At 70.0% G+C, this 25,886-nt stretch carries 21 protein-coding genes and 2 pseudogenes; 8 read left to right on the forward strand and 15 right to left on the reverse strand.

Translation table 11 applies throughout. The annotated features are described in order from the left end of the window. Positions 1-191: 191 nt before the first annotated feature. The gene (locus ACH492_RS27395; RefSeq protein ID WP_398990339.1) at positions 192-2,912 is read left to right on the forward strand and encodes a SpoIIE family protein phosphatase; all 2,721 of its coding nucleotides are present in this window, start codon (positions 192-194) and stop codon (positions 2,910-2,912) included. 304 nt (positions 2,913-3,216) lie between these two features. Here ACH492_RS27395 and ACH492_RS27400 read toward each other — a convergent pair whose 3' ends face one another. The 7 genes from ACH492_RS27400 to ACH492_RS27430 all read right to left on the reverse strand — a co-directional run bounded on the left by ACH492_RS27400 (position 3,217) and on the right by ACH492_RS27430 (position 9,630). Beyond that, a complete protein-coding gene (locus ACH492_RS27400) occupies positions 3,217-3,693 on the reverse strand; it encodes a hypothetical protein (RefSeq protein ID WP_398990340.1) in 477 nt (158 codons plus the stop codon). 19 nt (positions 3,694-3,712) lie between these two features. Continuing rightward, positions 3,713-4,822 carry a cation acetate symporter gene (locus ACH492_RS27405; protein ID WP_398990341.1) on the reverse strand — a complete coding sequence of 370 codons (1,110 nt, stop codon included), beginning with the start codon at positions 4,820-4,822 and terminating at the stop codon, positions 3,713-3,715. Beyond that, the gene (locus tag ACH492_RS27410) at positions 4,819-5,517 is read right to left on the reverse strand and encodes a DUF485 domain-containing protein (RefSeq protein ID WP_398990342.1); all 699 of its coding nucleotides are present in this window, start codon (positions 5,515-5,517) and stop codon (positions 4,819-4,821) included. Before ACH492_RS27410 ends, ACH492_RS27405 begins: the two co-directional genes overlap by 4 nt. A gap of 434 nt (positions 5,518-5,951) precedes the next feature. After that, positions 5,952-6,923 (reverse strand): hypothetical protein, encoded by a 972-nt coding sequence (locus ACH492_RS27415; protein WP_398990343.1) that lies wholly within the window; start codon positions 6,921-6,923, stop codon positions 5,952-5,954. A gap of 65 nt (positions 6,924-6,988) precedes the next feature. Continuing rightward, on the reverse strand, positions 6,989-7,177 hold the full coding sequence (locus tag ACH492_RS27420; RefSeq protein WP_398990344.1) for a CstA-like transporter-associated (seleno)protein: 189 nt from the start codon (positions 7,175-7,177) through the stop codon (positions 6,989-6,991). Next, positions 7,174-9,312, reverse strand: a complete 2,139-nt coding sequence (locus ACH492_RS27425; RefSeq protein WP_398990345.1) for a carbon starvation CstA family protein — start codon at positions 9,310-9,312, stop codon at positions 7,174-7,176. The genes ACH492_RS27420 and ACH492_RS27425 overlap by 4 nt, the downstream gene beginning before the upstream one ends. Before the next feature lie 93 nt (positions 9,313-9,405). Continuing rightward, positions 9,406-9,630 (reverse strand): DUF3311 domain-containing protein, encoded by a 225-nt coding sequence (locus tag ACH492_RS27430; RefSeq protein WP_307659381.1) that lies wholly within the window; start codon positions 9,628-9,630, stop codon positions 9,406-9,408. A gap of 171 nt (positions 9,631-9,801) precedes the next feature. On the opposite strand from ACH492_RS27430, the gene ACH492_RS27435 reads away from it, so the two are divergent. The 3 genes from ACH492_RS27435 to ACH492_RS27445 are packed head-to-tail and all read left to right on the forward strand — an operon-like array spanning position 9,802 to position 12,277. Beyond that, on the forward strand, positions 9,802-11,373 hold the full coding sequence (locus tag ACH492_RS27435; protein ID WP_398990346.1) for a sodium:solute symporter: 1,572 nt from the start codon (positions 9,802-9,804) through the stop codon (positions 11,371-11,373). Beyond that, complete coding sequence (locus tag ACH492_RS27440; RefSeq protein ID WP_398990347.1) at positions 11,370-11,975, forward strand: RNA polymerase sigma factor; 606 nt, start codon at positions 11,370-11,372, stop codon at positions 11,973-11,975. The genes ACH492_RS27435 and ACH492_RS27440 overlap by 4 nt, the downstream gene beginning before the upstream one ends. Continuing rightward, a complete protein-coding gene (locus ACH492_RS27445) occupies positions 11,972-12,277 on the forward strand; it encodes a hypothetical protein (RefSeq protein ID WP_307659378.1) in 306 nt (101 codons plus the stop codon). The genes ACH492_RS27440 and ACH492_RS27445 overlap by 4 nt, the downstream gene beginning before the upstream one ends. Positions 12,278-12,383: 106 nt before the next feature. On the opposite strand, the gene ACH492_RS27450 is transcribed toward ACH492_RS27445, so the two are convergent. After that, on the reverse strand, positions 12,384-14,078 hold the full coding sequence (locus ACH492_RS27450; protein ID WP_398990348.1) for a hypothetical protein: 1,695 nt from the start codon (positions 14,076-14,078) through the stop codon (positions 12,384-12,386). Between ACH492_RS27450 and ACH492_RS27455 the strand changes: the two genes are divergently transcribed. Beyond that, complete coding sequence (locus ACH492_RS27455; RefSeq protein WP_398990349.1) at positions 14,077-15,069, forward strand: NADPH-dependent F420 reductase; 993 nt, start codon at positions 14,077-14,079, stop codon at positions 15,067-15,069. The two genes, ACH492_RS27450 and ACH492_RS27455, sit on opposite strands and share 2 nt — an antisense overlap. Positions 15,070-15,382: 313 nt before the next feature. Here ACH492_RS27455 and ACH492_RS27460 read toward each other — a convergent pair. The 5 genes and pseudogenes from ACH492_RS27460 to ACH492_RS27480 form a co-directional block, all read right to left on the reverse strand. Next, positions 15,383-15,865 (reverse strand): annotated as a pseudogene (locus ACH492_RS27460) (IS5/IS1182 family transposase); the annotation flags it as partial. Positions 15,866-15,900: 35 nt separating this feature from the next. Then, positions 15,901-17,346, reverse strand: a complete 1,446-nt coding sequence (locus ACH492_RS27465) for a carboxylesterase/lipase family protein (protein WP_398990350.1) — start codon at positions 17,344-17,346, stop codon at positions 15,901-15,903. 81 nt (positions 17,347-17,427) lie between these two features. Continuing rightward, positions 17,428-18,327 (reverse strand): MBL fold metallo-hydrolase, encoded by a 900-nt coding sequence (locus ACH492_RS27470; RefSeq protein ID WP_398990351.1) that lies wholly within the window; start codon positions 18,325-18,327, stop codon positions 17,428-17,430. A 146-nt stretch (positions 18,328-18,473) separates the two neighbouring features. Further along, on the reverse strand, positions 18,474-19,439 hold the full coding sequence (locus ACH492_RS27475) for a hypothetical protein (protein WP_398990353.1): 966 nt from the start codon (positions 19,437-19,439) through the stop codon (positions 18,474-18,476). A gap of 181 nt (positions 19,440-19,620) precedes the next feature. Beyond that, positions 19,621-20,532: a helix-turn-helix domain-containing protein gene (locus ACH492_RS27480; RefSeq protein ID WP_398990354.1), complete on the reverse strand. Its 912-nt coding sequence runs from the start codon at positions 20,530-20,532 to the stop codon at positions 19,621-19,623. Between the two features lie 10 nt (positions 20,533-20,542). Between ACH492_RS27480 and ACH492_RS27485 the strand changes: the two genes are divergently transcribed. Continuing rightward, positions 20,543-21,169: an SRPBCC family protein gene (locus tag ACH492_RS27485; protein WP_398990355.1), complete on the forward strand. Its 627-nt coding sequence runs from the start codon at positions 20,543-20,545 to the stop codon at positions 21,167-21,169. A 483-nt stretch (positions 21,170-21,652) separates the two neighbouring features. Here ACH492_RS27485 and ACH492_RS27490 read toward each other — a convergent pair whose 3' ends face one another. After that, a complete protein-coding gene (locus tag ACH492_RS27490) occupies positions 21,653-23,416 on the reverse strand; it encodes a ricin-type beta-trefoil lectin domain protein (RefSeq protein ID WP_398990356.1) in 1,764 nt (587 codons plus the stop codon). 454 nt (positions 23,417-23,870) lie between these two features. Then, positions 23,871-24,200 (reverse strand): annotated as a pseudogene (locus ACH492_RS27495) (methyltransferase domain-containing protein); the annotation flags it as partial. Between ACH492_RS27495 and ACH492_RS27500 the strand changes: the two are divergent. Beyond that, positions 24,186-25,217, forward strand: a complete 1,032-nt coding sequence (locus ACH492_RS27500) for a sensor histidine kinase (RefSeq protein ID WP_398990357.1) — start codon at positions 24,186-24,188, stop codon at positions 25,215-25,217. The pseudogene ACH492_RS27495 and the gene ACH492_RS27500 sit on opposite strands and share 15 nt — an antisense overlap. Continuing rightward, the gene (locus ACH492_RS27505) at positions 25,214-25,876 is read left to right on the forward strand and encodes a response regulator (RefSeq protein WP_398990358.1); all 663 of its coding nucleotides are present in this window, start codon (positions 25,214-25,216) and stop codon (positions 25,874-25,876) included. The genes ACH492_RS27500 and ACH492_RS27505 overlap by 4 nt, the downstream gene beginning before the upstream one ends. Positions 25,877-25,886 lie beyond the last annotated feature (10 nt).

Consider the following 25,886-nt stretch of genomic DNA (forward strand, 5'->3'; position numbering starts at 1 on the left):
GGCTCTCGCCCGGATTTCCTGCAGAAGCCGCGGCAACCTTGCGTAAACGAGCACCAACAGTCGGGGATGACCGTCACCGAGCGCGGGCTTCCACGGTGGGCTGTCGCCGTGCGGGCCGGTCAGGGTGCGGGCTTGCCGGTCGATGCCCCTGTCACCCGCCGTGTTCCCGTCGAAAGGAGTACAAAGGATCTATGAGTGGGTTTTTCCGGCGAAGGCGATTTTTGCCGGATTCCCTGTCCAGCGACGAGTCCGTGCGCAGTCGGCAAAGGCGGCCGCGTTCGATGCTGAGCGGGCGCAGTGTCGTCGGCCAGATGTTTGTGCTGCAGGTTGTGGTCGTGCTGCTGCTTGCTCTCGGTGCTGTTGTCGTGCTGGTACTGGACGCCCAGCGGGACAGCCGGCGGGAGGCTGCAGATCGCTCACTCGTCGTTGCGGAGAGCTTTGCCAACTCCCCGGGGATTGTGGCGGCCCTGCATTCCCCCGATCCTTCCGCTGTACTGCAGCCGCGGGCCGAAGAGGCCAGGGAGCGCTCCGGCGTCGACTTCATCGTTGTCATGACTCGGGACGGAATCCGCTACACCCATCCCGTGCCGGACCGCATCGGGAAACACTTCATCGGCACCATCGCGCCTGCCCAGGCCGGCGGGACGGTCATGGAGACCTACGAAGGAACGCTCGGGCCCTCCGTTCGCGCTGTGGTTCCCGTCAAGGGGCCCACTGGCTCAGTGGAGGGCCTGGTGGCTGCCGGGATCACGATGGAGAAGATCGGCGGCGTGGTAACACAGCAGCTGCCGGTCGTGCTGGGCGCTGCGGCTGCCGCGGTGGCCGTCACCACAGGCGGGGCGGCGCTGCTCAGCAGACGACTGTGGCGTCAGACCCACGGCCTCGGCCCCAGTGAGATCACGCGGATGTACGAGCACCATGACGCGGTCCTGCACTCGGTGAAGGAAGGCGTCCTGATCGTCGACCAGGATGGTCGGCTGATGCTCGCCAACGATGAGGCGCAGCGCCTGCTCGATCTCGTCCCGGACTCCCAGGGCCGACATGTGGGCGAGCTCGGCCTCGGCTCGCTCACTACCGAGCTCCTGGCGTCGGGCCGTGAGGCCACCGACGAGGTGCACCCGGCGGGGAGCCGACTGCTTGTCGTGAACCAGCGTCCGATCGACCGGTACGGAGGTACCCCGGGCAGCGTTGCGACACTCCGGGACTCAACCGAGCTTCAGGCGCTGTCCGGCACAGTGGAGGCTGCGCGGAGCCGCCTCAAAGTGCTGTACGACGCCAGTGTGAGCATCGGTACCACCCTCGAGGTGACCCGGACCGCCGAGGAGCTGGCCGAGGCGGCGGTACCGCAGTTCGCCGACTTCGTCACTGTGGACCTGGCAGAGTCTGTGCTGCTCGGCGAGGAGCCGGGGGGTACGAAGCCGGAGCTGCGCCGTACTGCCACCACCGGTATCCGGGACGATCATCCGCTCTATCCCAGGAACGAACTGATCAGGTTTGTCTCCTCCACGCCGCAGGTGAGGGGCCTGACCATCGGGCGGGCGGTTGTCGAACCCGAACTGCGCAGTGCCCCCGGGTGGCAAGCTCAGGACCCCAAGCGTGCGCAGCAGATCCTCGATTACGGAATCCACTCCCTCATCACGGCCCCGCTTACCGCCAGAGGCGTGGTCCTCGGAGTGGCGAGCTTCTGGCGCTCGCAGAAGCCCGAGCCCTTCGAGGCGGACGACCTGTCCCTGGCCGAGGAGCTGGTCGCCCGCGCCGCGGTCTGCATCGACAACGCCCGCCGCTACACGCGGGAACACGCCATGGCGGTGACGCTGCAGCGCAGCCTGCTGCCGCGCGGCCTGCCCGAGCAGAACGGCCTCGAGGTCGCCTACCGCTACCTGCCCGCACAGGCCGGGGTCGGCGGCGACTGGTTCGACGTTATTCCCCTGCCGGGCGCGCGAGTCGCGCTGGTTGTGGGGGATGTGGTCGGCCAAGGGCTGCATGCTGCCGCGACCATGGGCCGTCTGCGCACCGCTGTCCTTAATTTCTCCGCTCTGGACCTGCCGCCCGATGAGCTTCTCGCGCGTCTCGACGAACTGGCCGCCCTCATCGATCGCGGTGAACCGACGGGGGAAAGCACTGACGAGATCACCGGGGCCACGTGCCTGTACGCCATCTACGACCCGATCGAGGGACGCTGCACCATGGCCCGGGCCGGCCATCCCCTGCCTGCGCTCGTCCGCCCTGACGGCACCGTCGAGTTTCTCGAACTGCCCGCCGGTCCACCGCTCGGCCTGGGCGGTCTGCCCTTCGAGGCGGCCGAAGTGGAGCTGCCCGAAGGCAGCAAGCTGGTCCTCTACACGGACGGACTCATCTGGAACCGGGAGCGGGACATCGGCAGTTGCCTCGAAGTCCTGAGCAGCACCCTGGGCAGCTTCGACGGAGGGCCGGAGGAGACGTGCGGCGCGGTGATGAAGGCCCTGCTGCCCTCTCGCCCGAGCGACGACATCGCCCTTCTTGTCGCCTGGACCCGCGTACTGCCGCGGGAACACGTCGCGCGCTGGGACGTGCCGCGCGACCCCGCGGCCGTGGGACATATGCGTGCTGTCGTCGCCAGTCAGCTGGCCGACTGGGACCTGGAGGAAACCGGCTTCATCACTGAGCTGATCCTCAGCGAGCTGATCACCAATGCCATCCGCTACGCCACCGGTCCGATCGGCGTGCGGCTGATCCTCGACCGGGAGCTGACCTGCGAGGTGTCCGACGGCAGCAGCACCGCGCCCCATCTGCGCTACGCGGCCGTCACGGACGAAGGCGGGCGGGGCCTGTTCCTCGTCGCCCAGTGCGCCGACCGCTGGGGCACCCGATACACCCCCGAAGGCAAGGTCATCTGGGCCGAACAGCCGCTTCCCGACCGGACAATGGACTGAATGGCCCGGCACCGGGTGCGCATCAACACCATCGTGCCGGGGCTCGTACCCTCTGCGTGAAGTGGCGGTTCCGGTCGTGTCGACCGGCCGGAATCCCCTATGCCTTTGCGCGACTTCGACAGGATCGCTGTCCCAACGAGCCGGGCGGTCTGTGCGTCTCTGCGCCCTGTCGTATGCTCTGCCGATGTCCCTATGCTGCCCGGGTGCTGTCGTATGACATCTGCCCCCGCCGGGGCGCGCTCGCAGCCGGCCGGGTGCTGACGACGGCGGTGCTCGCGGGCGTCACACGTCAGCTCAGGCCGCCTCAACCGCCGCGACGCCCGGTGCCCGTGCCGGTGAGAACACGGATCTCGGTCTCCGCGTAGTCCGCGCCGCCCGGCTGACGCCGGTCGAGGACCGAGCCGACCCAGCCGAGCAGGAATCCCACAGGAATGGAGATGAGACCGGGGTTTCTCAGGGGGAACACCGCGAAGTCCGCTCCGGGCAACAGCGCCGTCGGGTTCCCCGAGACCGCCGGGGACAGCGTCGTCAACAGCACAGCGACAAGCAGACCGCCGAACATGCTCCAGACCGCTCCCTTGGTCGTGAAGCCCTTCCACCACAGGTTGAACAGCAGCGCGGGCAGGATCGCGGAGGCCGCGATGGCGAAGGCGAGACTGACCAGGAAGGCGATGTTGAGATGCTGAGCCATCATCGACAAGGCGATCGCCGCCACACCGATCAGCCCCACGCCCAGCCGCGCCACGACAAGTTCACTCTTCTCCGACGCGGTGCCCCGCATGATCGTCGCACCGTAGATGTCATGGGCCAGGGGACGCCGCCGCGGTGAGCGTGAGAGCGGCGACGACGGCCACGATCGTGACGAAGGCGACACAGGAGACCATGGTGAGCAGGAACGACCCGCCCAGGTGCTCCGCCAGCAGGAGCACGGCCGTGTTGCCGGAGGGAGTGTCTGCGGCGATGGCCTTCGAGCCGACCAGTGCCGCGGCGCCCAGGCCCGTCAGCACCTCGGTCAGGGTGAAGAAGATGACCAGGCAGGCCGCCCACGCGGCCGACTTGCGGGCTCTGCGTCCGCTGGAGACCGTTCCGATACGCATCAGGACATGCGGCAGGCCGGCAGCGCCGAGCACGAACGCCAGTTGCAGGCTGAGCGAGTCGATCTTGCTGGTGCGGTCGTCGAAGCGAATGCCGGGTTCCAGGAAGGCGTCACCGAAGCCGCTGTGACGGGCGGCCGCGTCCAGCAGGTCCGCCGGGCTCCAGCCGAATTCCGACAGCACCGCCAGCACGACGAAGAGACCTGCGCCGAGGAGGACTATGGCTTTGACGCTCTGCACCAAGGTCGCCGCCCGCATACCGCCGATGAAGACGTAGAGGACCATCAGAAAACCGAGGCCGGCCACAACGATCCGCTGGGCGCCCGGTCCGTCCATGCCCAGGACTGTCGCCGCGAGCGCTCCGGCGCCGACGAGCTGGGCTGTCAGATACAACAGACAGACGACCACGCTTGTGAAGCCCGCCGCCAGATGCGCCGGCCGGGCGTGCAGCCGAAGAGCGAGAGAGTCGCCGATGGTGAACCGTGAGGTGCTGTGGAACGGCTCGGCGACCAGCAGCACCAGTACGGACCAGGCGACCATCGGAGCGAGCACGTAGGCGATGCCGTCGTAGCCGGTGAGCGCGATCAGGCCGGGATTGCCCAGCATCCCCGCCGCGGACATATAACTGCCGAAGATCGCCAGCCCGTTGACGAATGACGACAGCCGCCGCTGACCAAGGTAGAACTCGCTCAGTTCGTCTTCTCCGGAGGACGCCGCCCCGATCGAAAGGAGCAGCGTACAGACGACGCAGAGGACAAAGACAGTGAGAACGGGGAAGGCGCCGCCTGAACCGGAGAGCGCGAGGATGGGGTTCAACGGGGGCTCTCCAGGTGCGCGAAGGAGGCGCTGTGACGCTCGACCATGGGCTCCAGCGAGTTCCTCGCGTACCGTGCGTACCACACGACCGCCCAGCCGGTGATCACCAACTGCACCAGGACCAGGGTGAGTCCGATGTTCAGCGGACCTGCCCAGGAGTACGCCATGAAACCGGGTGCCTCGTTGGCCAGGCAGACGTCGGCTATCTGGACGCCGAGGACCGCGGTGGTGACCTGGGCGGGGCGGCGGCGTGCGGTACGCAGTTCGCGCAGCGCCGTGGGCTGCCTGGGTCTGGGAAAGGCCCCGGGCTCCGCCTGATGGGATGGTGACACGTCCGCGGACGACGCGTAGTCGAACGCGGGCGGCTCGGACACGGCCGTGACCGGGTTTCCCCAGGCTGCCGGCGTCGGCGAAGCGGCCAGGGGCCGGTCGTCGTCCCGGGCCAGGCGCGAGGCCATGCTCAGGGCCCATGATCTTCGTTCCGCCCGGACCTCGTGTTCGGCGGCATCGGCGCCGTGCACCGACCGCCGGTACAGGTCCAGGAGTGCGGCCGGTCGGTCGAAGGCCGCATAGGCGCGGGAGATGGCTCGCCGCAACTCCGCGGCGGAGTAGAGGTGTTCGTGGTCGAGAGCACTGAGATAGAGCGCGGCAGCCGTGGGAGGGTCTTGATCGGGGAAGAGATCGCGGGATTCCATGAGTCGTCCTCGGCAGGAGTGGCGCGGATATGAAGAGCGCGTCATACGCAGGCTTGTGGCCGCAGGGTTCTCCGGGCCCGCAGATGGCGGGCAGACGTCAGTGGCGAGGACGCTCGACAAGGACTGAGACTGATACGGGCCGGACTCGCCTCGAAACCATCTGCTCAGTCCGCGGGCCGAGCCGTTCCGGGATCTTCCGGCGTCCTCGTCATAGGCGCCAACCGTGCCGTAGCGATCAATGGCCGGCAAGGGCGTGAACAGCAACGATCCGAGGTACTTGCGTACGTTGCGTACCTAGCGCCGCGGCATGCCCAACGCTGCGCAGGGCGTTGTCCTCAGGCAGCGATCTCGGGCACTCCGAGCAGGGCAGGCGGCATTCACCTCCCCCTCAGGACGGGCCGCCGCCATAGAGTCATGGGCCTGAGCCAGAAGCTTCAACTGCCCGTCTCCCGGGTGCTCCAGTAGAGAAATGTGCCAACTGGATCGTGGTCGGGGTCCTGGACCTGCGCGAGGTCCCATGGGTACAGCGTCATATGGCGGCCGATGCGGCGGAAGGCCCGGGCCGCTTCGGGAAGGCGCTGGGTGCGGATCAGGACGAACGCCAGGAGGTTGAGGTCGGCCATCGCCTGGGCATGCGGCTGGGCGGGAGTGTCGAACCAGCGGGTCAGCGCGGTGTCGATCTCCTCGGCGACGCCGGGGCCGTGCCAGTGCGTGCCGGCGCCGAGGGCGTCCGGGCTGCCGGGGCGTAGGCGGTGGCCGTAGTGCTCTGTGCGGGCGGCGAGGGGGAGCAGGGCGAGGGGCGAGCCGTGCGGTGCGGTTTCCGCGACGCGTCTGGCGAACCCGGACATGCCGACGAGGGACCCGCATTCACGAGGGGAGATGTAGCGCAGGAGTTCGTGGTGCGCGCGGCGGTTCCAGGGATCCCGTACGGCGATCTCGTTCCAGACCGGCTTCGCATGCCGCACCGGTACGCGCATGGCGCGCAGCAGGGACAGCAGTGCGACCCAGGGAGTGGGGTCGGCCGGGCAGGCTTCGGCGGCGCGTATGCAGAGCTGTTCGGCGCGGGCGGCGGCTTCCCGGCCGTGCTCGGGGGCCCGGCCGGCCAGCACTTGGGCCTGGACGACCGCCGCGTCAGGCGAATCGGGGCGGACGGTGGCCCAGCGGTCGGCGACGGCCGGCGGCAGGGTCCGGGCGAGTACGGAGATCCGGTGCGTACGGCGGTCCCAGTCGTGGCCGGTCGCGCGGAGAAGATCGGCGACGGGCTGCCAGGCCGCGCCGGTGCGGTCGGCGCCGAGGCCGTGCAGCTGGTGGGAGGGACGGATCTCGGCGAGGACGCGGCGCAGGTCGCGGTCGTCGAGTTCGGGGCTGATGCGGACCTGGCGGATCCGGCCTCGGCGTCGCAGCATCGGGGGTCCTGGAGGTGAGTGGGGTGCCGTGCAGGTAGGTACGACGGCACGGCACCCCGGATCGGTCAGCAGCAGCGGCTGCTCGGATGGGAGTCTTGATGCCGGGTGCGCATGTGCTCATACTCCCGGCGAGTCGGGACGGGGGCGTACGGATGGTGGCGGCGGTGCCGTTCGCAGTAGCGGTCGTACGCGGTCTCGCCGGTGAACTCCCGTACGTACCAGCGCAGTCCGTCCAGCATGCGACGGAGCGTCATTCGCGGGCTCCGGCGAGCGCCTTACGGGGTTCCGGCACCTGCACGTCGATCTGCGAGGCGACGTACGGTACTTCGGTGGTCGGCAGCGGGGCGGGCGAGCGCAGGGCGCGGGCGCACACCACAGCCGCGTTGACCATCACGGTCACGACCAGCAGGAGGAAGAGGGCGATGAGGACGCCGTCGACGGTGGAGTTGGTGACCACCGTGTGCATGTCGTCCATGGTCTTGGCGGGAGGAAGGACGGTGCCGGCGTCGATTCCGTCGGCGTAGCGGGCCCGCTGGGCGAAGAAACCGACGCGCGGATCGTCGGAGAAGATCTTCTGCCAGCCGGCGGTGAAGGTGACCGCGACCACCCAGGTCAGCGGGACGGCGGTGACCCAGGCCCAGCGCCGTCGGCCGGACTTGACGAGGACGGTGGTGCAGACGGTGAGGGCGACGGCGGCGAGCAGTTGGTTGGCGATGCCGAAGAGCGGGAAGAGCTGGTTGATCCCGCCGAGCGGGTCGGTGGCGCCGGTGTAGAGGAAGTATCCCCAGGCGGCGACGACCAGCGCGCTGGTGATCCAGATGCCCGGCTTCCAGTTGACGCGGCCGATCGGCTTCCAGACGTTGCCGAGCATGTCCTGGAGCATGAAGCGGCCCACCCGGGTGCCCGCGTCGACCGTGGTGAGGATGAACAGCGCCTCGAACATGATCGCGAAGTGGTACCAGAAGGCCTTCATCGAGGCGCCGCCGAAGACGCCGGAGAAGATCTCCGACATACCGACCGCCAGTGTGGGTGCGCCGCCGGTGCGGGCGATCAGCGTCTGTTCCTCGACCGCCTTGGCGGCGGCGGTCAGCTGGTCGGGGGTGATGCTGAAGCCGAGGCCGGCCACGGCCTGGGAGGCGGATTCGGCGGTGGTGCCGAGCAGCCCGGCGGGGGCGTTCATCGCGTAGTACAGGCCCGGGTCGAGGACGGCGGCGGCGATCAGGGCCATGACGGCGACGAAGGACTCCATCAGCATCGCGCCGTAGCCGATCATCCGGACCTGGGACTCCTTCTGGATCAGCTTCGGGGTGGTCCCGGAGGCGACCAGGGAGTGGAAGCCCGACAGTGCGCCGCAGGCGATGGTGATGAACAGGAACGGGAAGAGGGAGCCGGCGAAGACCGGTCCGGTGCCGGAGGTGGCGAAGTCGCTCACCGCCTCGGCCTGCAGCTTGGGAGCCGCCACCAGGACACCGACCGCGAGCAACGCGATCGTGCCGATCTTCATGAAGGTGGAGAGGTAGTCGCGCGGCGCGAGCAGCATCCATACGGGCAGGACGGAGGCGACGAACCCGTAACCGGCGAGGCAGAAGACGAGGGTCGTCGGGCTCCAGGTGAAGGCGCCCGCGAGTGAGGAGTTCTCGACCCAGCCGCCGCCGACGATGGCGAGGAGCAGCAGCGCGACGCCGATCAGACTGGTCTCGGTAACCCGTCCCGGGCGCAGGATGTGCAGGTAGAAGCCCATGAAGAGGGCGATGGGGATGGTCATGGCGACCGAGAAGGTGCCCCACGGGGAGTGGGCGAGGGCATTGACGACGACCAGCGCCAGCACGCCCAGCAGGATGATCATGATGACGAAGACCGCGATCAGCGCGGCAGCCCCGCCTACCTTGCCGATCTCCTCGCGGGCCATCTGCCCCAGGCTCTTGCCGTCCCGGCGCATGGACAGGAACAGCACCACCATGTCCTGCACCGCCCCGGCGAAGATCACGCCGACAACGATCCAGATGGTTCCCGGCAGATACCCCATCTGGGCCGCCAGCACCGGCCCGACCAGCGGACCGGCCCCGGCGATCGCGGCGAAGTGATGGCCCAGCAGCACCCGGCGGTCGGTCGGCTGGAAGTCGACCCCGTCCTCAAGGCGTTCGGCGGGGGTGGCCCGGCTGTCGTCGAGCTTCAGCACACGCCGGGCGATGAAGCGTGAGTAGAAGCGGTACGCGATGGCGTACGAGCCCAGCGCCGCGACCACCAGCCAGACGGCGGAGATCTCCTCGCCACGGGCCAGGGCCACCATGCCCCAGGCGAAGGCGCCGAGCAGGGCGACACAGGTCCACAGCAAGATCGACTTCGGGTTTGCGCTGGTCATCCGGTTCGTACGGACGGATCCGGGCATGGCGGCTCCTCACCTTGGCAGGCGAATAGACGTGATCAACGGGGGAGAGGTGTGCGGGGAAACGGCTCGAGGGGTGTGCGGGACAGGGGCCGATCAGGGCTCGGGCGGGCGCCGGGTCAGCAGATACGCCGCGAGCATGGCGAGGCTGCACCCCGGCACCCAGGCGAGCTGGTACCAGTAGAAGAACGGCACCCCAGCCAGTTCCGGCCGGTCCTGCGCGTACCAGGGCACCCAGAGCAGGGCGACGACGGGAGCGACGAGGCAGGCGCCGGCCGCGACCCGGCGCCAGACGTGGTGGGGGAGCACGATCCGAACCACTGTGACCTCCTCATTCCTGTCGGTCTGTGCAAGAGTTGTCGGCGTCCGCGATTCGGTTGACAGCAAATTTCCAGAAGATTTCCCAGGGTTTCCTGTCATCGCAACCGGCCCCCCGCGCAACTCGTAGGCGACAGGGCTCGCGCACTCCCAGGACACCAAGGACGGTGACCGATGACCGAAGGCCCCATGGCCGCGGCGTTCCTCGCCGTCATCGGTGGTGCGTCCCTGCTCGCCGTCACCGCCCGCCGGCTGCACGCCAAGGACGACCTGCCCTCCCTGGAAGGCTGGGCGCTGGCCGACCGGAGTCTCGGCACCATCTGGACGTGGCTGCTGCTGGGCGGCACGATCTTCACCGCGTACACCTTCGCCGCCGTACCCGGCCTGGTATACGGCAACGGGGCGCCCGCCTTCTTCGCCCTCCCCTACACCGTGATCGTCTGCCCGCTGGCCTTCGTGCTGCTGCCCCGGATGTGGAGCGTGGCGCGGGACCGCGGCTACGTCACCGCCGCCGACTTCGTGCGCGGACGCTACGGTTCGGCGCCGCTGGCACTGGTGGTCGCGCTCACCGGCATCCTCGCCACCATGCCGTACCTCGCCCTGCAGCTGCTGGGCATCCGAGCGGTGCTCACCGCGGGCGGGCTCTACCCGAGTGCCGCCACCGGTGACCTGGTGATGGCGGCAATCTTCGCCGGTCTCGCGGTGGCGACCTACCGGCACGGTCTGCGCGCGCCCACTGTCATCTCGGCGCTCAAGGGCGTGGCGGTCTTCGGCTCGGTACTCGCCGTCTGCTGGCTCGTACTGGCCCGGCTCGGCGGCCCCGGTGCGGTCTTCGACGAGGCCGCCCGCAGGCTCAGCGGTCCGGACGCCGGCAATGCCTCCCTCGTCCTCTCTCCGGACCAGCAGCCGGCCTTCGCCACGCTGGCCCTCGGCTCGGCGCTTGCCCTGCTGATGTACCCGCACGTCCTCACCGCCGCCTTCGCCGCCTCCAGCCCGCGGGTCCTGCGCCGGGTCGCCGTCGCCCTGCCGGCCTGGACCGCGGTGCTCGCCCTCTTCGGACTGCTCGGCATCGCGGCGCTCGCCTCGGGCGTACGCGCCCCCGAGGGCGGCGCCGAGGCCGCGGTCCCTATCCTGGTCGACCGCCTCATGCCGGGGCCGCTGGCCGGTCTGGTCTTCGGCGCGATCACCGTGGGGGCGCTGGTCCCGGCCGCCGTCATGTCGATCGCGGCCGCGACCTCGTTCGTACGCAATGTGTACGTCGAGTACTTCCACCCCACCGCCACCCCAAAGCGCCAGGTGCGGATCGCCAAGGCGGTCTCCCTCACCGCGAAGGCGGGAGCGGTCGCGTTCGTCTTCGGGCTGCGGGATCAGGACGCCATCAACCTCCAGCTCCTCGGCGGCGTCTGGATCCTTCAGGTCTTCCCCGCGGTGGCCATCGGGCTCTTCACACGCCGGCTGCACCACCGGGCGCTGCTCGCGGGCTGGGCCGCCGGGATGGTGTTCGGCACGGTCATGGTCGTACGGGAGGGCTTCTCGCCCGTCGTACCGCTCGGCCTGCCTGGCATGTCCGGTCATCCGCCGGAGATCTACGCGGGGCTGGCCGCCCTGATACTCAACCTGGCGGTCGCGCTGGCCGGCACCGCGGTGCTGGACCGGATCGGCACACCCCGGGGTACGGACTCCACCGCACTGCCCCCTTGTCTGACAGCCAGGCACCGGCCCGGGACGGGAGCGAACAACCCATGAGACGCACCATCAGAAGCACGGCTGTCCCGCTGCCCGCGGGACAGCCGGTGGTGAACGGCGGCGCAGCCGCGGACAAGGCCCTGCCGCGCCAGGTATCGGCCGACCCGGTCGAACAGGAGCGGGAGGCGGCCGTCGCCCGGCTCTTCGACCAGCACTACGCCTCGATGCTCCGCCTCGCCGCGCTGCTGGGCGCCGACGACCCCGAGAACATCGTGGCCGAGGCGTACTACCAGATCTACCGGAAGTGGCGGAAACTGCGCGATGCCGACTCCGCGGAGGCGTATCTGCGCTCCACCGTCTGCAATCTGACCCGGATGCGGATACGCCATCTCCAGGTCGCCCGCAGGCACGCCGAGGCCCCGTCTGCCGACCCGGTCACCTCCGCCGAGAACTCGGCCCTGCTCCGCGACGACCAGCGGGTGCTGGTCGATGCCCTCCAGCAGCTGCCCGCCCGGCAGCGGGAAGCCCTCGTGCTGCGCCACTGGCTCGGCCTCAAGGAAAGCGAGATCGCCGCGGCGATGGGCATTTCGGCAGGATCGGTCAAGACCCACACCGCGCGCGGCCTCGCCGCTCTCACTCAGGCGATGGAGGCACGGCGATGAGCACCACCCCGGGTGCCCCCGGTACCGAGAAGCAGCTCCGCGAGGCCCTCGAAGCCCTCGCACATCAAGTGCAGCCCGCCCCCGACGCTTACCGCGCCGCCCGCGGCGACTGGCTCCGCAGGGAGCGCAGGCGCCGCCTGGTCCTGGCGGTCCTCATCACGGTCGTCTTCGCTCTCGCCGTACTGATCGGCCTCTGGGTCCTCAACCAGACGCCTTCCGGCTCCGGCGCGATCTTCAGCGGTGCCCACAGTCCGGTCGCCTCCGCATCCCACGCGCCGGTCCGGCCGGTCATCAGCCCATGAATGTCCCGTGCTGCACCGCAGGCGGCTGACGCGGTGGGGGTTGGTGCAGCGCTCACGGCGGCGGGGGTGTCGGGCGGGGTGCGACATCCCCGCCGCCGGGCGGGTGTCAGGCGCGTCGCCGCAGTCTCCTTGCGACGACGAACACGATCACGCCCAGCCCTGTCGCCCCGATCGCGGTGAGTGCGACGGGGATTGTCGAGCCCGACCCGGTTGCCGCGAGGTCACCGGAACCGCCGGTGGTCACGCCCTCCGTGCCCCCGGCCGTGCCGGAGCCTCCAGGCGTCCGGCCCGTACTGCCTCCGCCCGTACTGCCTCCGCTCGTGCCGCCGACCGCCGCGGTGGCGGTGACCGTCAGGAAGCCGAGGTTGTTCCGCCCGGGAGCCGCCCTCCCCTGACTGAGGAACACCACTCCTCGCGCTTCGTCGAGCGTCCGGGTAGCTGTGAGCGTGAAGCCGAGTACGGGCTTGATGCCCGGCAACAGCTCTCCAGGGACTCTGCACCGGTACAGTGCGCCCGTCGGTACGGGAGCGTCGTCCTCGGGACCGTCACCGAACGTGGGATCCGTGTAGTTCTCCCAGTGCGTGGTGTTGGGCGTCGCCTTGCACCGCTTGTCGAACCCCAGCACCTTCAATCCGCGCGGGATCTCCACCATCACGGCCTCTCCGGGGCCGCGATACGTCGCCCGGCCCCGGTTGGTCACTCCGACGACGGCGGTGAACCGCTCGCCGACGCGCGTCTTCACGGTCGCGCCCGCGGCCGCCAGATCGGCCACCTGGCCCGTGTCGAACCCGACGATCACGGAGTTGTCGGAGCCGTCGATCTCGCGGGGCGGCGGTGCGGCCTGCGCCGCCTTCTGCTGCGGCTTGGGCGCGAGCTTCAGCACGCCCGAGGTGCCGCGCACGCCGCGGGGCTGCTCCGGGACATTCGGCAGCACCATGTACTCCAGCCTGCTGAACTCCTCGTACTTGCCCATGCCGATCTTCAGCGGCGGGGACAGCACGTGCCGCGCCGAGTCGGCCGGGAGCGGGGTGTTGAGCAGGCACACGGCGCCGACTTTCGGGGACTTGGCGTTCTTGGGGTCGCGGGTCTGGTACCAGCAGTTGGTGTGGCTGCCGAGCAGCTCCGCCCGGTCGTCGCCGTCGAAGCCCCAGATCCGCAGATAGGTGCGCGGCACGGTCTGGCTTCCCGCGTTGGACACCTCCAGCGGCAACGGGACGCTTCCGCCGGCGGGCACCCGGATCCGGTACTGCGCCGGCCGAGTCAGTACCAGGTCGGCGGCCTCGGTGACCGTGACGGCCGTCGTGAGCCGGCTCTCCTTGCCGAGCGGGGTGTTGGCCGAGCGGGCGGTGTACGTGACCTGTCCCGTGGCGCCGTTCGCCGCGCCGGCCTTGGCACGGACTTTGTAGGAGTACGTGAAGTTGGGCTCGGCGTTCCAGCGCACTTCGACATCGCCGACCGGGCAGATGGCGACCGCCCCCGCCACAGCACAGTCCGCTGCGAAGCGGAACTCCGCGACATCCTTGACGCCGGTGGTGTCGATCACCAGCTCGACGTCCTCCACCAGATCCTGCTGGGGACGGACGTTGACGAACTGGATCTGTACATCCTTGAACCGGGCGTCGTTTGGTACCGCGCCTGCGCGGGCCACCTCGTGCTCCGGCGGTGCGTACACCGCGAAGTAGCCTTCCGGTGCGGGGTCGGCGGCAGAGGGCGGCGCGGCGGCCGGGCCGAAGCCCAGCGCCATCGCGGCGCACCAGACCAGAGCGGCACGCGCCGCCCCGGTGGTCAGTCTCGGTCTCATGGTCCGGCCTCTCAGCTGGCGCCGGGCTCGTGACTTCGGCCGATGGCCTCCGGTGGAGGCGGGCGTGTCCGTGGCGGCCCGTCAGGCGCTGTTCCTTGCACATTTGACTCCCCGTCTGCCCTTGAGGTTGTACGCGCGGACGGCCGGACACAGCCCCGAGCCTCGGGAGTCGGTCAACGTCTCGCGCGGCGGCCCACGCTGCGCCCCGATCATCCGCCGACAACCCCGAAGGCGGAAGAAAGCACCCCAAGACGTAAGGACGGGGAATACGGCTGCGGTGTGTCCGGCTGTCATCAGCATGAGCACTCTTGGACTGATCGGCAGTGGACACATCGGCAGCACCCTCGCGAGGCTCGGCGTAGCCGCCGGGCTCGATGTGGTCCTCAGCAACTCACGCGGACCTGAGACTCTCGCCGACCTGGTGGCGGAGCTGGGCCCCCGCGCGCGGGCCGCGACACCCGCCGAGGCGGCGGCCGCCGGCGACTGGATCGTGGTCACCGTCCCGCTGAAGAACTACCGCCAGGTGCCGGTGGCGCCGCTGGAGGGGAAGGTCGTTCTCGACACGAACAACTACTACCCCGAGCGCGACGGACGGATCGCCGAACTGGACTCGGAAGAGACCACCACCAGCGAACTCCTCCAGCGGCATCTGCCGGACGCCAAGGTCGTCAAGGCGTTCAACAACATCTTCTTCGCGCATCTGGCCGCGCTGGCCCGGCCTTCCGGCGCTGCCGACCGCTCGGCGCTGCCGATCGCCGGCGATGACCCGGAGGCGAAGGCCTCCGCCACCCGGCTGCTCGATCTCCTCGGATACGACGCTCTGGACGCGGGGCCCCTTGCCGACAGTTGGCGTTTCCAGCGCGACACTCCGGCCTATGTCGTTCCGTACGCGAAGAACCCGCAGGGTCGCGGCATCTCCATGGACGACCCGGGAGCGAGCGCGGACGCCGGAACGCTGCGCGCGGCCCTGGCCGCGGCCCAGCGCGGCTGAGGAGCGACCGAGCCGGCCTGAGCTCGTCCTACCTTCCAAGCGTAGGCCGGAGCTTGAGTTTTACGGCCCGTCAGATGCCGGGGTCCAGGTGAGCACCTGGCCGGGCCGAGGGCTCCGGGTGCCCTGACTCGTCTCGGCCACGTGGGCGGAGCACTTGACACTCTGGGCGTACACCACGGCCGCCGACGGGGGCCGCCGCGCGTACGGCCGCGCCGCGGCCCCCGTCGGCGGCCGTACGCGCGGCGGTTCTTGTCCCGCAGCAGATCGTGGAACTGTGGTGCCGTCCGCCTCCCGCTTCGCGCAGTAGTCGTAAACGGCCCTCGCTGTCTTGGTGGACCATGCTGTAGTCGTAGCCGGCATCCAGGCTAAGGTGAGGGTGTTCCGGCAGCGGGCCAAGGGCTGCTTCGAGCTCGGTGAAGCGGTCGAGGGCGGCGGGCAGCAGTGTGTGGTCGTGCGTATTGGCCGGTGCTGGGTCCGTGACCAACGGTATTCCTTGGCGGTCGGTCAACTGCGTGCGCTTGATGCCTAGTTTGGCCCGGTCGACGGGACTCTTGCCAGCGCATTCTCCGCCGGATGGTGCTTTGGGGATGAAGCCGTCTGCGGACAGCTGGTCGAGTTCGAGGCCGATCATCTGGTCGTAGGCGGCCAGCATGATCAGCCTCAAGGTCTCCATCACTCCGGCTGCGATCCACTCGTCGCGGCGGAGGCGCAGGGTGGTGGCGGAGCAGGAACTGTCGGCTGCCCGCTCGTATCCGCAGTCGAAGACCAGCGCGTCACTGATACGCGGCCGCCGGCACCGCAGTGCGCGGCGCCGTTGCCCGCGGTTGGCGGTCAGACGACGCCGATGTGCTGGACGTGGCCCCCGGCCGGTTCGTAGACGGGCCAGCCGGGATTGCCGGTCTCAGCGAACCGTATCCACGATTGGCGGATTCGGGCGGCGAGTGGGGCGGACGGTTCGGCGTTGCCGAGGAGCCCTCGTGGGCCGTGCAGCGATGGCAGGGACAGGCGGTCGAAGACGAACGGCAACTCCATGACATGGCTGGCGCCCAGTCGCCCGTCGATCGCGTCGGAGCGCCAGACGAATTCGTAGCAGTACGTTCGCCCGTCCGCAGCGCTCGCGTGTGCGGCGGCCATCTGCCGGGTGCCGGCTGTGAACAGCCCGTCACCGAGGATGGTGGTGCGCAGGTCGGCGGCTGAGGCGGACGGGTGCTGTGCTCGGTAGGCACGGACGGCTTCGTCGGGGTCGGGGTGGAACCTTGCCGCGGTGTCCCGGACGTCGGCATCGGTGGTGCTCGCCAGGAGTCCCAACGGGGCCAGGTAGAGACTGCCCTCGTCGAGATTGGCGCCGATCAGCAAGTCGACGTCGCCTCCCTGACCGGCGGCGACCGCGGTGGCAGGCTGCTGCTCGCTGACCAGGCTGAAGGAGGTGATGCCGCCGAGCGGGTCGTGGTGGGTGGACGTGCGCAGGTCCAAGCCGGTCAGGCCGGCCGTGACGGCGACGAGGCGCTCGTCGGGGATGTCGGCGAGGGTTTTGACGGTGGGTTCAAGGTCCAGCTCGCGTCCGACTGCCGCGGTGACGATGCCGGCCTGGTCGGGAGTGAAGGCGCCGGTGCCGCTGCCGCTCTGGATTATCGCCCGTCGGACCAGGCCGGAGGAGGCCGGGTCGGCGAGGACCCCGCCGACGATGATGGCTCCGGCGGACTGGCCGAAGAGGGTGACGTTGCCGGGGTCACCGCCGAAGCGGGCGACGTTCTCCCGAATCCAGTGCAGGGCGGCCAGGACGTCGAGCATTCCGCGATTGTCCGGAGCGTCGGACAGATGCAGGAAACCGGGGATGCCCAGGCGGTAGTTGACGGTGATCAGCACGACGCCGTCGCGGGCGAAAGCCGTTCCGTCGTAGAGCGGTGCACGGCCGGAGCCCGCGACGAACCCTCCGCCGTGCACGAACACCATGACCGGCCGGTTCGGCCCATCCGGCTGCGGGGCCCAGATGTTCACCGTGAGGTAGTCGTCGCCGCGCTGCCAGCCTGGGCCGAAGTAGGGCGACATGTCGAGGGTGCCGAAGGAGTCGCGGGTGGGCTGGGGCGCGGTCGGTCCCGGCCGCGTCGCGTCACGGACCCCGGTCCACCGTTCGTGCGGGCTCGGCGCGGCGAAACGCCTGCGTCCGACGGGCGGTGCGGAGTAGGGGACATCGAGGAAGACAGTCCCGTGTCCGTGGTGGCGACCGCGGATAGGGCCTGACGTAGTGGTGACGGTGGCGGGATCGGCGGGTGCCATCTCGGATCTCCTCGCTGCTGGTTGCTCACGTCGATGCCGCCGCTCCGGGGTGGCCGGAGCGGCGGCGGGGTGGAGCCGGGGTCAGTACCTCGTGATCGGCGCCCACTTCTTGATCATGAATCCGCTGCCCTTGTGCTCGACTTCGAGGGCGCTGTGGCCGCTGAAGTGGGCGGGCAGGACGAGGGCGTTGGCGTCGGCGGCCCAGCCGAGCAACCTGCGGCGGGTTGTGCGGGCCTGGGCCGGGTCGTGGCAGAAGCAGCTGTTGTGGTCGGGCTGCATGACCTGCAGGGGGGTGTGCATCAGGTCGCCGGCGAACAGGGCACAGTCGCTGCCGGAGGCCAGCTTGACGACGCTGGATCCGGGCGTGTGGCCGGGGGCTGCTTCCAGGCGCAGGTGCGCGTCGATGGTGTGGCCTTCCTCCCACAGCTGCACCTGGCCCGCGGTGTGCACGGGGGCGACGCTGTCCTCGAAGACGTTCTCGTTGACGCTGCCGGCGATGTCGGGGTTGTTCGCCGGGTTCCAGAACTCGAAGTCGGCCTTGGGCATCAGGTAGGTGGCGTTCGGGAACGTGGGCACCCAGGCGCCGTCGATCAGGCGCGTGTTCCAGCCGACGTGGTCGACATGCAGGTGGGTGTTGACCACGAGGTCGACGTCCTCGGGCCGCACACCCGCACGGGCCAGGAGGTTGCCGAGGTAGTCCAGCCGCAGATGGTCCCACGCGGCGACGGCCGGGCGGGTCTTGTCATTGCCGACGCCGGTGTCGACCAGGATGGTCCTGCCGCCGCTGCGCAGCAGCCAGGTCTGCATAGCGACGTGGACCATGGCGTCATCGGCGCCCAGGTGGTCGGGCACGAGCGTCCCGCGGTGGTCCTTCCATGCCTGCTCGGGCATGTCCGGGAAGAACTGGTCCGCGGGCATGATCGGCCCGTGCATCTCTTCGATCCGGGTGATGGTGACATCGCCCAGGATGATCTCGTGCATGTCCTGCATGGTGTTTCTCCGTACGGTGAGGGTTCTGGGAGAACTCGGGGCGGCGTGACAGGTCGGCCCGGAGCCGAGCCGACAGAAAACGGTCGGCCGGGGACGAGTCGGTGTGCCCCCTCGGGCCTGTGCTTGTGCCTGCGGTCCTAGTCGTTGACGCGGGCGAGGATCAGGTTGGGGTCCTTGCCGGTGACATAGGCGGCGCTCAGCACATAGACGGTGTCGCCGCGCAGTGCGATGGACGTGGGGTTCTGCAGGCCGTCCGCCGAGGCCAGTACGGTGGAGTGGCTGCCGTCGGGCTGGACGAGCGCGACCTCGCTCGGGCCATTGAGGGCGGCCAGCAACTGGTCGCCGCAGCCGGTGAAGGCGAAGTCGTCGATCCCCGGCAGACCGGTGGCCTCGGTCCGGACCGAACCGGCGCGCCCGTCCCGGAGGATGGGGATGCGCACGACGGTGCCCTTGTCGAGGTTGGTGGCCCAGACCGCCCCGTTGTGGATCTTCAGGCCGTTGGCGCCGAGAAAGCCAGCGGGGGCAAGTTCGGGGGCGGTGGACCAGGCGGTGGGGGTGCCGCCGGTGGTGGGCACGCTCCAGACGGTGCCGAGCACGGAGTCGGTGACGTAGAGAGTGCGGGTACGCGGGTCCAGCGCCAGGCCGTTGGGTAGACCGTTGGCGGGCAGTGCGGCGATCCGCTGCGGCTCGCCCCCGGGGCGCAATCGCCACACGCCGGTGAGGTCGGCGGTTCCGGTGGCGTACAGGAAGTACAGGGTGCCGTCGTGGGCACGGACGATCCCGACGGTCAGCGGGAAGCCCAGGACCGGGGTGTGGATACCGCCGTCGGATGGCAGAGGCAGGGTGGCCAGGATCCGCGTCGTGCCGTTGGGGAAGACCTTGGCGACCTGGCGGCCCTGGGCGAAGGTGACGTACGCGGCGCCGCCCGGTGCCAGGGCGACGTTCTCCGGCGTCTGCCCCTTGAGCCGGTCGAAGTGCGCGGCGATCCGCGCGCTGCTCAGCGGGGCGGACCCGGCCGACGCCGACGCCGGAGTGGGCGCTGCGGCAGCGGCCGCGACAAGGACGGCCGCTGATACAGCGGACATGGAGAGCTTCTTGAGCATGGTTCCTTCACTGGTTCGGGCATGCGGCAGCAACACGCCGACGCGGGGGTTGGGTAGGTGGGCTCTGCTCGGGGGCCATGTGGCCCCGGGGCTGCTCCCGGCGGCGGCCGGTCGTCGGCCGTGCCCGGGTGGGACGGGTGCTCGCAGATGCCGACCGAACGCCCGGTGACGTTGGGTGAGGTCAGGCGGTGTCGGCCTGGGGCCGCATCGGCGCCGGGCCGGCCGGGATGGTGTCCTGGGTGTTGGGCTGGGTGATGGCCTGGGCGAGGAGGGCCAACGCGGCCCGCGAGGTGGAGCCGGCCTCCGTGGTGGCGACCACGACGTTGGGGCCCTGCCCGTGGCTCAGGGTCTGCTGAACGACGGTCAGTGGGCCGACCAGCGGGTGCCGCATCTCATAGGTGGCGACGGTGCACGCCTTGACCCGGTGGTCGGCCCACATCGAGGCGAACTCAGTGCTCTTTGCGCTCAGTTCACCCAGCAGCGCGTGCAACGCGGTGTCCTGCGGATGCTGGGCCGCCACCAGGCGCAGGTTCCCCACCACCGCCCTGGCCTTGCTCGGCCAGTCCGCGTACAGGTCGCGGGTATGACAGTCGAGGAACACGAGTCTGGCCATGTTGGGATACCGCGCGGACAGGTCCGGGGCACCAGGGGCCAGGTGCCCGGCGAACAGCGCGTGACCCAGGCGATTCCACGCCAGGACGTCACTGCGCAGGCCGAGCACGATCGCGGGAACGTCCGCCAGCACGTCCATCAACTGAGCCGTCGCCTCCGTCACACGCTCCGGTGCGGGTCGCCGGCCCCGAGTGCGTTGCCTGTCCGCCCGGGCCAGGTCGTGCAGGTACCGCCGCTCGGAGTCGTCCAGCCGCAGAGCCCCGGCGATCGCGTCCAGCACCTCGGAGGACGCGCTCAGTGACTGCCCCTGCTCCAGCCGGGTGTAGTAAGAGGCGCTCACACCCGCCAGCAGCGCCAACTCCTCGCGCCGAAGCCCCGGTACACGCCGACGCTCCCCGTAGGTGGGCACCCCGACATCCTCGGGACGCAGCTGGGAGCGCCGCGCCTGCAGGAAGTCCCCGAGCTGTGATTTTCCGGTCATGGATCCGAGTATGGGCCGACTCGAAACGCACAGCCTGCCCCAGCCGTGGATAGGCACCAGCGGCTCTGGCTCCCCGGCAGGACTGGTGATGACGTGGGCGTCGCCGACCCGGCACCACCCCGCACGCACCCAGGAGGACACCTTGAGCGCCACCACCAGCGAACACGACCTCTTCGAGGCTCTGGACGCATCAGGCTTCGCCAGACGCGGATGGGTCGATGCCACACCCGCCCGGGTCTATGACCTGGTCAGTGACGTGTCCGCAATCGGCCGCTGGAGCCCCAACGCGACCGACGTCACGTTCGACCAGGGCGCCGGGCCTTGGGTCGGCGCCTGGTCCAGCGGCCGCAATCGGAAGGACGGCAGGGAATGGACCACCCGCTCCCAGGTCGTACGAGCCGACCCCGGCGGCGCCTTCACCTTCGTGGTCGGCGGTGCCGAAGACGGCATCGTGCAGTGGAGCTGGACCTTCCACCCCCAGGGACGCGGAACCGTTGTAGAGCAGTCCTGGCAACTCCTCCGCCTCGACCCGGTCCTGGGCACCACTCGCAGCGACCTCGACGCACTCCGCGACTACATGACGAACAGCGTCGAAGCCACCCTGATCTCCCTCGCCCAATGGATCGCCGAAGAGTGAGGTTCCCGGGCGTGGCTTCGTCGACTGTGGCAGGCGCTAGCGACGGGCCTGGACCCTCTACCCCTGGGACACCCGCCCACGAAACCCGTATCCGATGACCTACTGGCGGACGCCCTTACGGAACAAATGTGTGACAGTTCATCAACTTGTCGGCGGATCGCGCGCCAGGTCACCGAAGCCCGGAACCGTGTATGGATGGCTGCCCGCGCTCAGTAGGGGAGCAGCTTGCCGGGGGCACGCATTGGGTGCCTCGTAAGTGGGTCCCTTCGTACGCATGGAAGATGAGGGGCTCACCGGCGAGAACCACGTTGGTGAGCCCCTCATCACCTCGCTGCTGGGCGAACTGGTCGAGGCGATCGCCACGGGCCTGCCGACGAGCGGCGGCCTTGGTCGCGCGCGCCCAGCAATGACAGTTGACCGCTGCCGCGGCGAGCCTGACCGCCGCGGCCGAGCACATCGACCAGGCTTGGACACCATCACCGCTTAGCTCCGCACGGAGGAACCGGCCGTCCAGCGCTGGTCGCTGTCACCGTCGGCCGGGTCGAAGTCGAGCGAGCCGCCGGCCGAGCCGCCCAGCGGCTCCAGGGCGAAGCTCGGCGCGATCTGCGGGCGGATCGCTCCGGCCGCGTCGATGGTGAAGCGCAGGTTCGGACCGTTCTTGCCGTAGACGGAGGAGCAGGTCCAGATGCCGACGCCGCGGTCCGTGTCACCGCGCGAGTCCAGACAGTAGTCGGGGTCTGCCCTGCTGCGCAGGACGCCGATGGGGTCCAGTTTCCACCGCTGGGTCGCGGCACCGCTGCACGGGGCGGTGATCACCTCAGTACGGTTCGCCATCACGCCGTTCACGATGTCCAGGCACAGCCCGGAATCCGCGTTGACGACCTGTGCGTAGCCGCCGCCCGCGACGATCGGCATTGGACGGGGCGGCGCGATCGCCTTTGGCGGGGCAGGGGCCTTCGCGGTGGGTGCTGCGGAGGAGGAGCTGGGGCTCGGTGAGGCCGGGGGTGGCTTCGATGGCCGCCTGGTGTCGCTCGACGACGGCGTGGGGGCCGGTACGGCCGCTGGAGGCCATGCCTCCTGACGCCAGGAATCCTGTGGGGCATCAGGAGTGTCGGCGCTGACCGGGACGGAGTCCTCGAAGGCGGTGGCCAGCACCGTGCCGGCCACGACGACGGTCGTGGCCACCGCCACGAGTACGGCGAGCCGGGACGGCCACCCGGCGGCGCCCGTCCCGAGCGTCCCGCCCGTCCGCGACGTCCCGCCGTTTCGCGGTGCGGTCCCGGCACCCGGCAGCGTCCCATCGCTCCGCTGCGACTGCGCGGAGGCGGCCGGCGCCCGCAGGGCGGCCGTGGGCTCCCACCGGTCGGGCGTCTCCGGCAGGGTGCCAAGCGGGCCGCGCACGGGACCGCGGGCCACGTACTCTGCTCCGCGCCACCGCAGCAGACCGTCGGCGATCACGGTCCGAGGGCTGTCCGTCATCCGTCTCAGCTCCATGACCAGCCGCGCACAGCTGGGGCATTCCGCCAGGTGGAGCGCCAGGTCCTCGCTGCGCCGCCCATCCCCCGGCCGAGCAGCCGCCTCGATGATGCGGCGGTAACCCAGACACTTCCGGTCCCCGCCACGCTCCAGATATGCCTGGATATAGACCTTGCGCATGGCGTCCTGCGCCGTGGTCCGCAGCCCCGGAACCATGCTGGGAAGGACGTTGGCGAAGGTGGCGACCGTGGCGTCCGGCTCCTCGTCCACCACCCCGTACCAGAGGATGCCCCGCGTCTGCTCCGGCAGCCGGTGGAAGGCGGTGAGCATGGCGGACGTCAAGTCGAGGTGCGGACGCGGCGGGTCGGCGGGAATCACAGCGGTGTACTCGATGTTGTCGTCAATCCACGCGGCGAAGCCGGGTTCGAGCCGGGACCGGCGGCTGCCTGACGCCCAGGTCATGCCCACTCTTTGAACTGCCATCAGCAGATCGTGTCCCCAGTTCCCCCGGGGCTCGATACCGCGGCACGTCTCCTGGGTGGCGAGGTCGAGCGCCTGCACCGCGAGCTGGTTCCCGGCGAGCGGGGTGCGTCCGCAGAGCAGCGCGTAGGTGAGGACCGAGGGCATGTGGCGGCGCTTGAGCTCCTGTGTGGCGGGATACGCGGTCGGGGCCCCGGCGCGGATACGTTCGGTTAGTTTCGCATCCGGCAGGACGGTGTGGTCAGGGTTGTCGTTCACGGGGTTCGCAACGACCTTCCGGAGCTTGGGCACCCTCTCGACTCCTCGTTCAAATACGGCGCGACCGACCCGCCTGCCATAGGAAGACCAGCCAGCGTGACTGGCTGGAATGAAGAGTCATAGTGGAGCAGTCGGGTCTGGGGGGAAAGGTGTTCCCGCGGGTAAGGGCGCCCGGGCAGCACAATCGTTGCCTGCGGCGTCACCAGGCGTCGGCCGAGGACGTATGGATGCTTGCGTCAGTCCGCCGAACCGGACGCGCTAGAGGGACTTCGGAATTCCGATCTCGTCGGCCATCGCCACCATCTCGCCACCCTGCACACCGCCGTCCGGCGGCTGGAAACCCGTAGACCGGTCGAAGGTCACCGACAGGGCAAGCGAACGCGCCTTTCAACTCCAGGACGACGACGCGGGGTTCGCGAGCGGCTGGATCTACGAACTCCCCGCCCAGGGCTCCGGGCCGGCCGCCTTGGGCTCTGCGCCTTCCGCCTCATGCACCGGTTGCAATCTCGTCGTCGTTGTCCGGGCCGTGGGTGACGCGGATTTTGGACTGGCCGTGCGGCAGTTCCTCCCAGTCGGTCATGAAGCGGGCCGCCAGGCCGTGTTTCTCGGCGAGGGCGATGAGTGTCTCGGTGCGGTAGTAGAAGTCCTCCCGCAGCACCTGGTGCTCCTTGCCCTCGGTGCGGTCGAAGGTGAAGTCGAACCAGCCGCCCCGTGCCAGCACCCGGCCGACGTTGGCTAGGCACTCCTCGATGACCGGGAGCGGGGAGTGCGAGAAGACACTGTGCGCGTGCACCACGTCGAAATGGGCATCGGGCAGGGTGCCCGGCCCACCGCCCGGCATCTGGCCTGGCTGGGTGCAGTGTCGGCCGTCTGGGTCGTCCTGCTCGCCCTCGCGCCGAGCGCCACGTGGTGCGCGATGCCGCTGCTGTTCGCCGGCCTGCACACGCTGCCCGCGCGGATCGCGGTGCCGGTGGTGGCCGGGCTCACCGCGCTGGTCGTCGCCTCCCAGATGCGGGTGTCACAGGGCACGCTCAATCCCAACATGGTGCTCGCCCCGCCGGCCATCGCCGCGGTCGCCACCGCTGTCCTGGTCCATCTGCAGCGCCAGGCGGCCCGGCAGCGCGTCCTGATCGACGACCTGGTCCGCACCCGCCGTGACCTGGCTGCCACCGAGCGGCGGACGGGCATCCTGACGGAGCGGCAGCGGCTGTCCACGGAGATCCACGACACCCTCGCGCAGGGCCTGTCCAGTCAGCAGATGCTGTTGCAGGCCGCCGAGCGCATCTGGCGGGCGGACCCGGACACGGCCCGCGGGCACATTCGGGACGCGGCCGAGATCACGTCGCGCAGCCTTGCCGAGGCGCGCCGGTTCGTCCACGACCTGGCCCCGGCCGACCTCGCCGAGCGCACCCTGGCCGAGGCGTTGAGCACACTCGCAGACCGCGAGAGCGGCGCGGGGCTGACAGTGGTCTTCCGGCTCGACGGCACCCCGGGCCCACTGCCGGAGCGGGTCGAGGCGGCGCTGCTGCGCATCGCGCAGGGCGCGCTGGCCAACGCCCGCGAGCACGCCGCGGCGACGCGGGCCGCGCTGACCTTGACCTGCCTGGACGACCAGATCTCGTTGGACATCGCCGACAACGGCCGCGGCTTCGACCCGGACGTCCCGCCGGTCCCCGAAGCGGGCCGGGCGCGCGGGCACGGGCTGTCGGCCATGCGTATCCGGGCGAGGCAGTCGGGCGGCGCGCTCACCGTCGAGTCCACGCCGGGCGAGGGCACCGTCGTGTCTGCCGCCATCCCCCTCACCATCGACGCCCCCAGGGAGACCGCGCCGTGAGTCCATCGGAGTCCTCCTCGCCGATCCGGCTGCTGCTGTGCGACGACCATGCCGTCGTGCGTGCCGGGCTGCGTGCGCTGCTGTCCAGCACCGACGGCATCGAGGTGGTCGGTGAGGCGGGCAGCGGCGAAGAGGCGCTCGCCGTGGCCGCCCGTGCCCGGCCCGACGTCGTGTTGATGGATCTCCAGCTCGGTGGCGGCATGGACGGCGTGACGGCCACCCGGCACCTGTCGTCAGATGGCGGGGAGGGTTCCGACACGCCGAGCCCCCGCGTGCTGGTGCTCACCATGTTCGACACCGACGCCGACATCACCCGCGCCATCGAAGCGGGCGCCGCCGGCTACCTGCTCAAGGCCGAAGGGCCGGAGGAGTTGTTCGCGGCGATCCGCAACGCCGCGTCCGGCCGCACCGCACTGTCGGCTCCGGTCGCCTACCGGGTGTTGGCCCAGATGCGCAGTCCGCGCCCCGCTCTGTCCGAGCGCGAGCGCGACATCCTCCAGCAGTTGGCGCGCGGCCTGGGCAACCGGGAGATCGCCCGAGCCCTGTTCATCAGCGAGGCCACGGTCAAGACCCACCTGGGACGGATCTACGGCAAGCTCGGGGTGGAGACCCGAGCGGTGGCGGTGGCGGTCGCCAAAGAGCAGCGTTTGCTGCCGTGACGCCATCCCC

Origin of the sequence: Streptomyces sp. NPDC019443 (assembly GCF_044389785.1) — a bacterium.
GTDB lineage: Bacteria > Actinomycetota > Actinomycetes > Streptomycetales > Streptomycetaceae > Streptomyces.

Excerpts from the sequence above, each read along its gene's own strand:
- ACH492_RS27395 (WP_398990339.1), top strand. The coding sequence starts at position 192 with ATGAGTGGGTTTTTCCGGCGAAGGCGATTTTTGCCGGATTCCCTGTCC.
- ACH492_RS27400 (WP_398990340.1), bottom strand. The coding sequence starts at position 3,693 with ATGCGGGGCACCGCGTCGGAGAAGAGTGAACTTGTCGTGGCGCGGCTG.
- ACH492_RS27410 (WP_398990342.1), bottom strand. The coding sequence starts at position 5,517 with ATGGAATCCCGCGATCTCTTCCCCGATCAAGACCCTCCCACGGCTGCC.
- ACH492_RS27415 (WP_398990343.1), bottom strand. The coding sequence starts at position 6,923 with ATGCTGCGACGCCGAGGCCGGATCCGCCAGGTCCGCATCAGCCCCGAA.
- ACH492_RS27420 (WP_398990344.1), bottom strand. The coding sequence starts at position 7,177 with ATGACGCTCCGTCGCATGCTGGACGGACTGCGCTGGTACGTACGGGAG.
- ACH492_RS27425 (WP_398990345.1), bottom strand. The coding sequence starts at position 9,312 with ATGCCCGGATCCGTCCGTACGAACCGGATGACCAGCGCAAACCCGAAG.
- ACH492_RS27435 (WP_398990346.1), top strand. The coding sequence starts at position 9,802 with ATGACCGAAGGCCCCATGGCCGCGGCGTTCCTCGCCGTCATCGGTGGT.
- ACH492_RS27440 (WP_398990347.1), top strand. The coding sequence starts at position 11,370 with ATGAGACGCACCATCAGAAGCACGGCTGTCCCGCTGCCCGCGGGACAG.
- ACH492_RS27445 (WP_307659378.1), top strand. The coding sequence starts at position 11,972 with ATGAGCACCACCCCGGGTGCCCCCGGTACCGAGAAGCAGCTCCGCGAG.
- ACH492_RS27455 (WP_398990349.1), top strand. The coding sequence starts at position 14,077 with ATGGTCCGGCCTCTCAGCTGGCGCCGGGCTCGTGACTTCGGCCGATGG.
- ACH492_RS27450 (WP_398990348.1), bottom strand. The coding sequence starts at position 14,078 with ATGAGACCGAGACTGACCACCGGGGCGGCGCGTGCCGCTCTGGTCTGG.
- ACH492_RS27465 (WP_398990350.1), bottom strand. The coding sequence starts at position 17,346 with ATGGCACCCGCCGATCCCGCCACCGTCACCACTACGTCAGGCCCTATC.
- ACH492_RS27470 (WP_398990351.1), bottom strand. The coding sequence starts at position 18,327 with ATGCACGAGATCATCCTGGGCGATGTCACCATCACCCGGATCGAAGAG.
- ACH492_RS27475 (WP_398990353.1), bottom strand. The coding sequence starts at position 19,439 with ATGCTCAAGAAGCTCTCCATGTCCGCTGTATCAGCGGCCGTCCTTGTC.
- ACH492_RS27480 (WP_398990354.1), bottom strand. The coding sequence starts at position 20,532 with ATGACCGGAAAATCACAGCTCGGGGACTTCCTGCAGGCGCGGCGCTCC.
- ACH492_RS27485 (WP_398990355.1), top strand. The coding sequence starts at position 20,543 with ATGGGCCGACTCGAAACGCACAGCCTGCCCCAGCCGTGGATAGGCACC.
- ACH492_RS27500 (WP_398990357.1), top strand. The coding sequence starts at position 24,186 with ATGGGCATCGGGCAGGGTGCCCGGCCCACCGCCCGGCATCTGGCCTGG.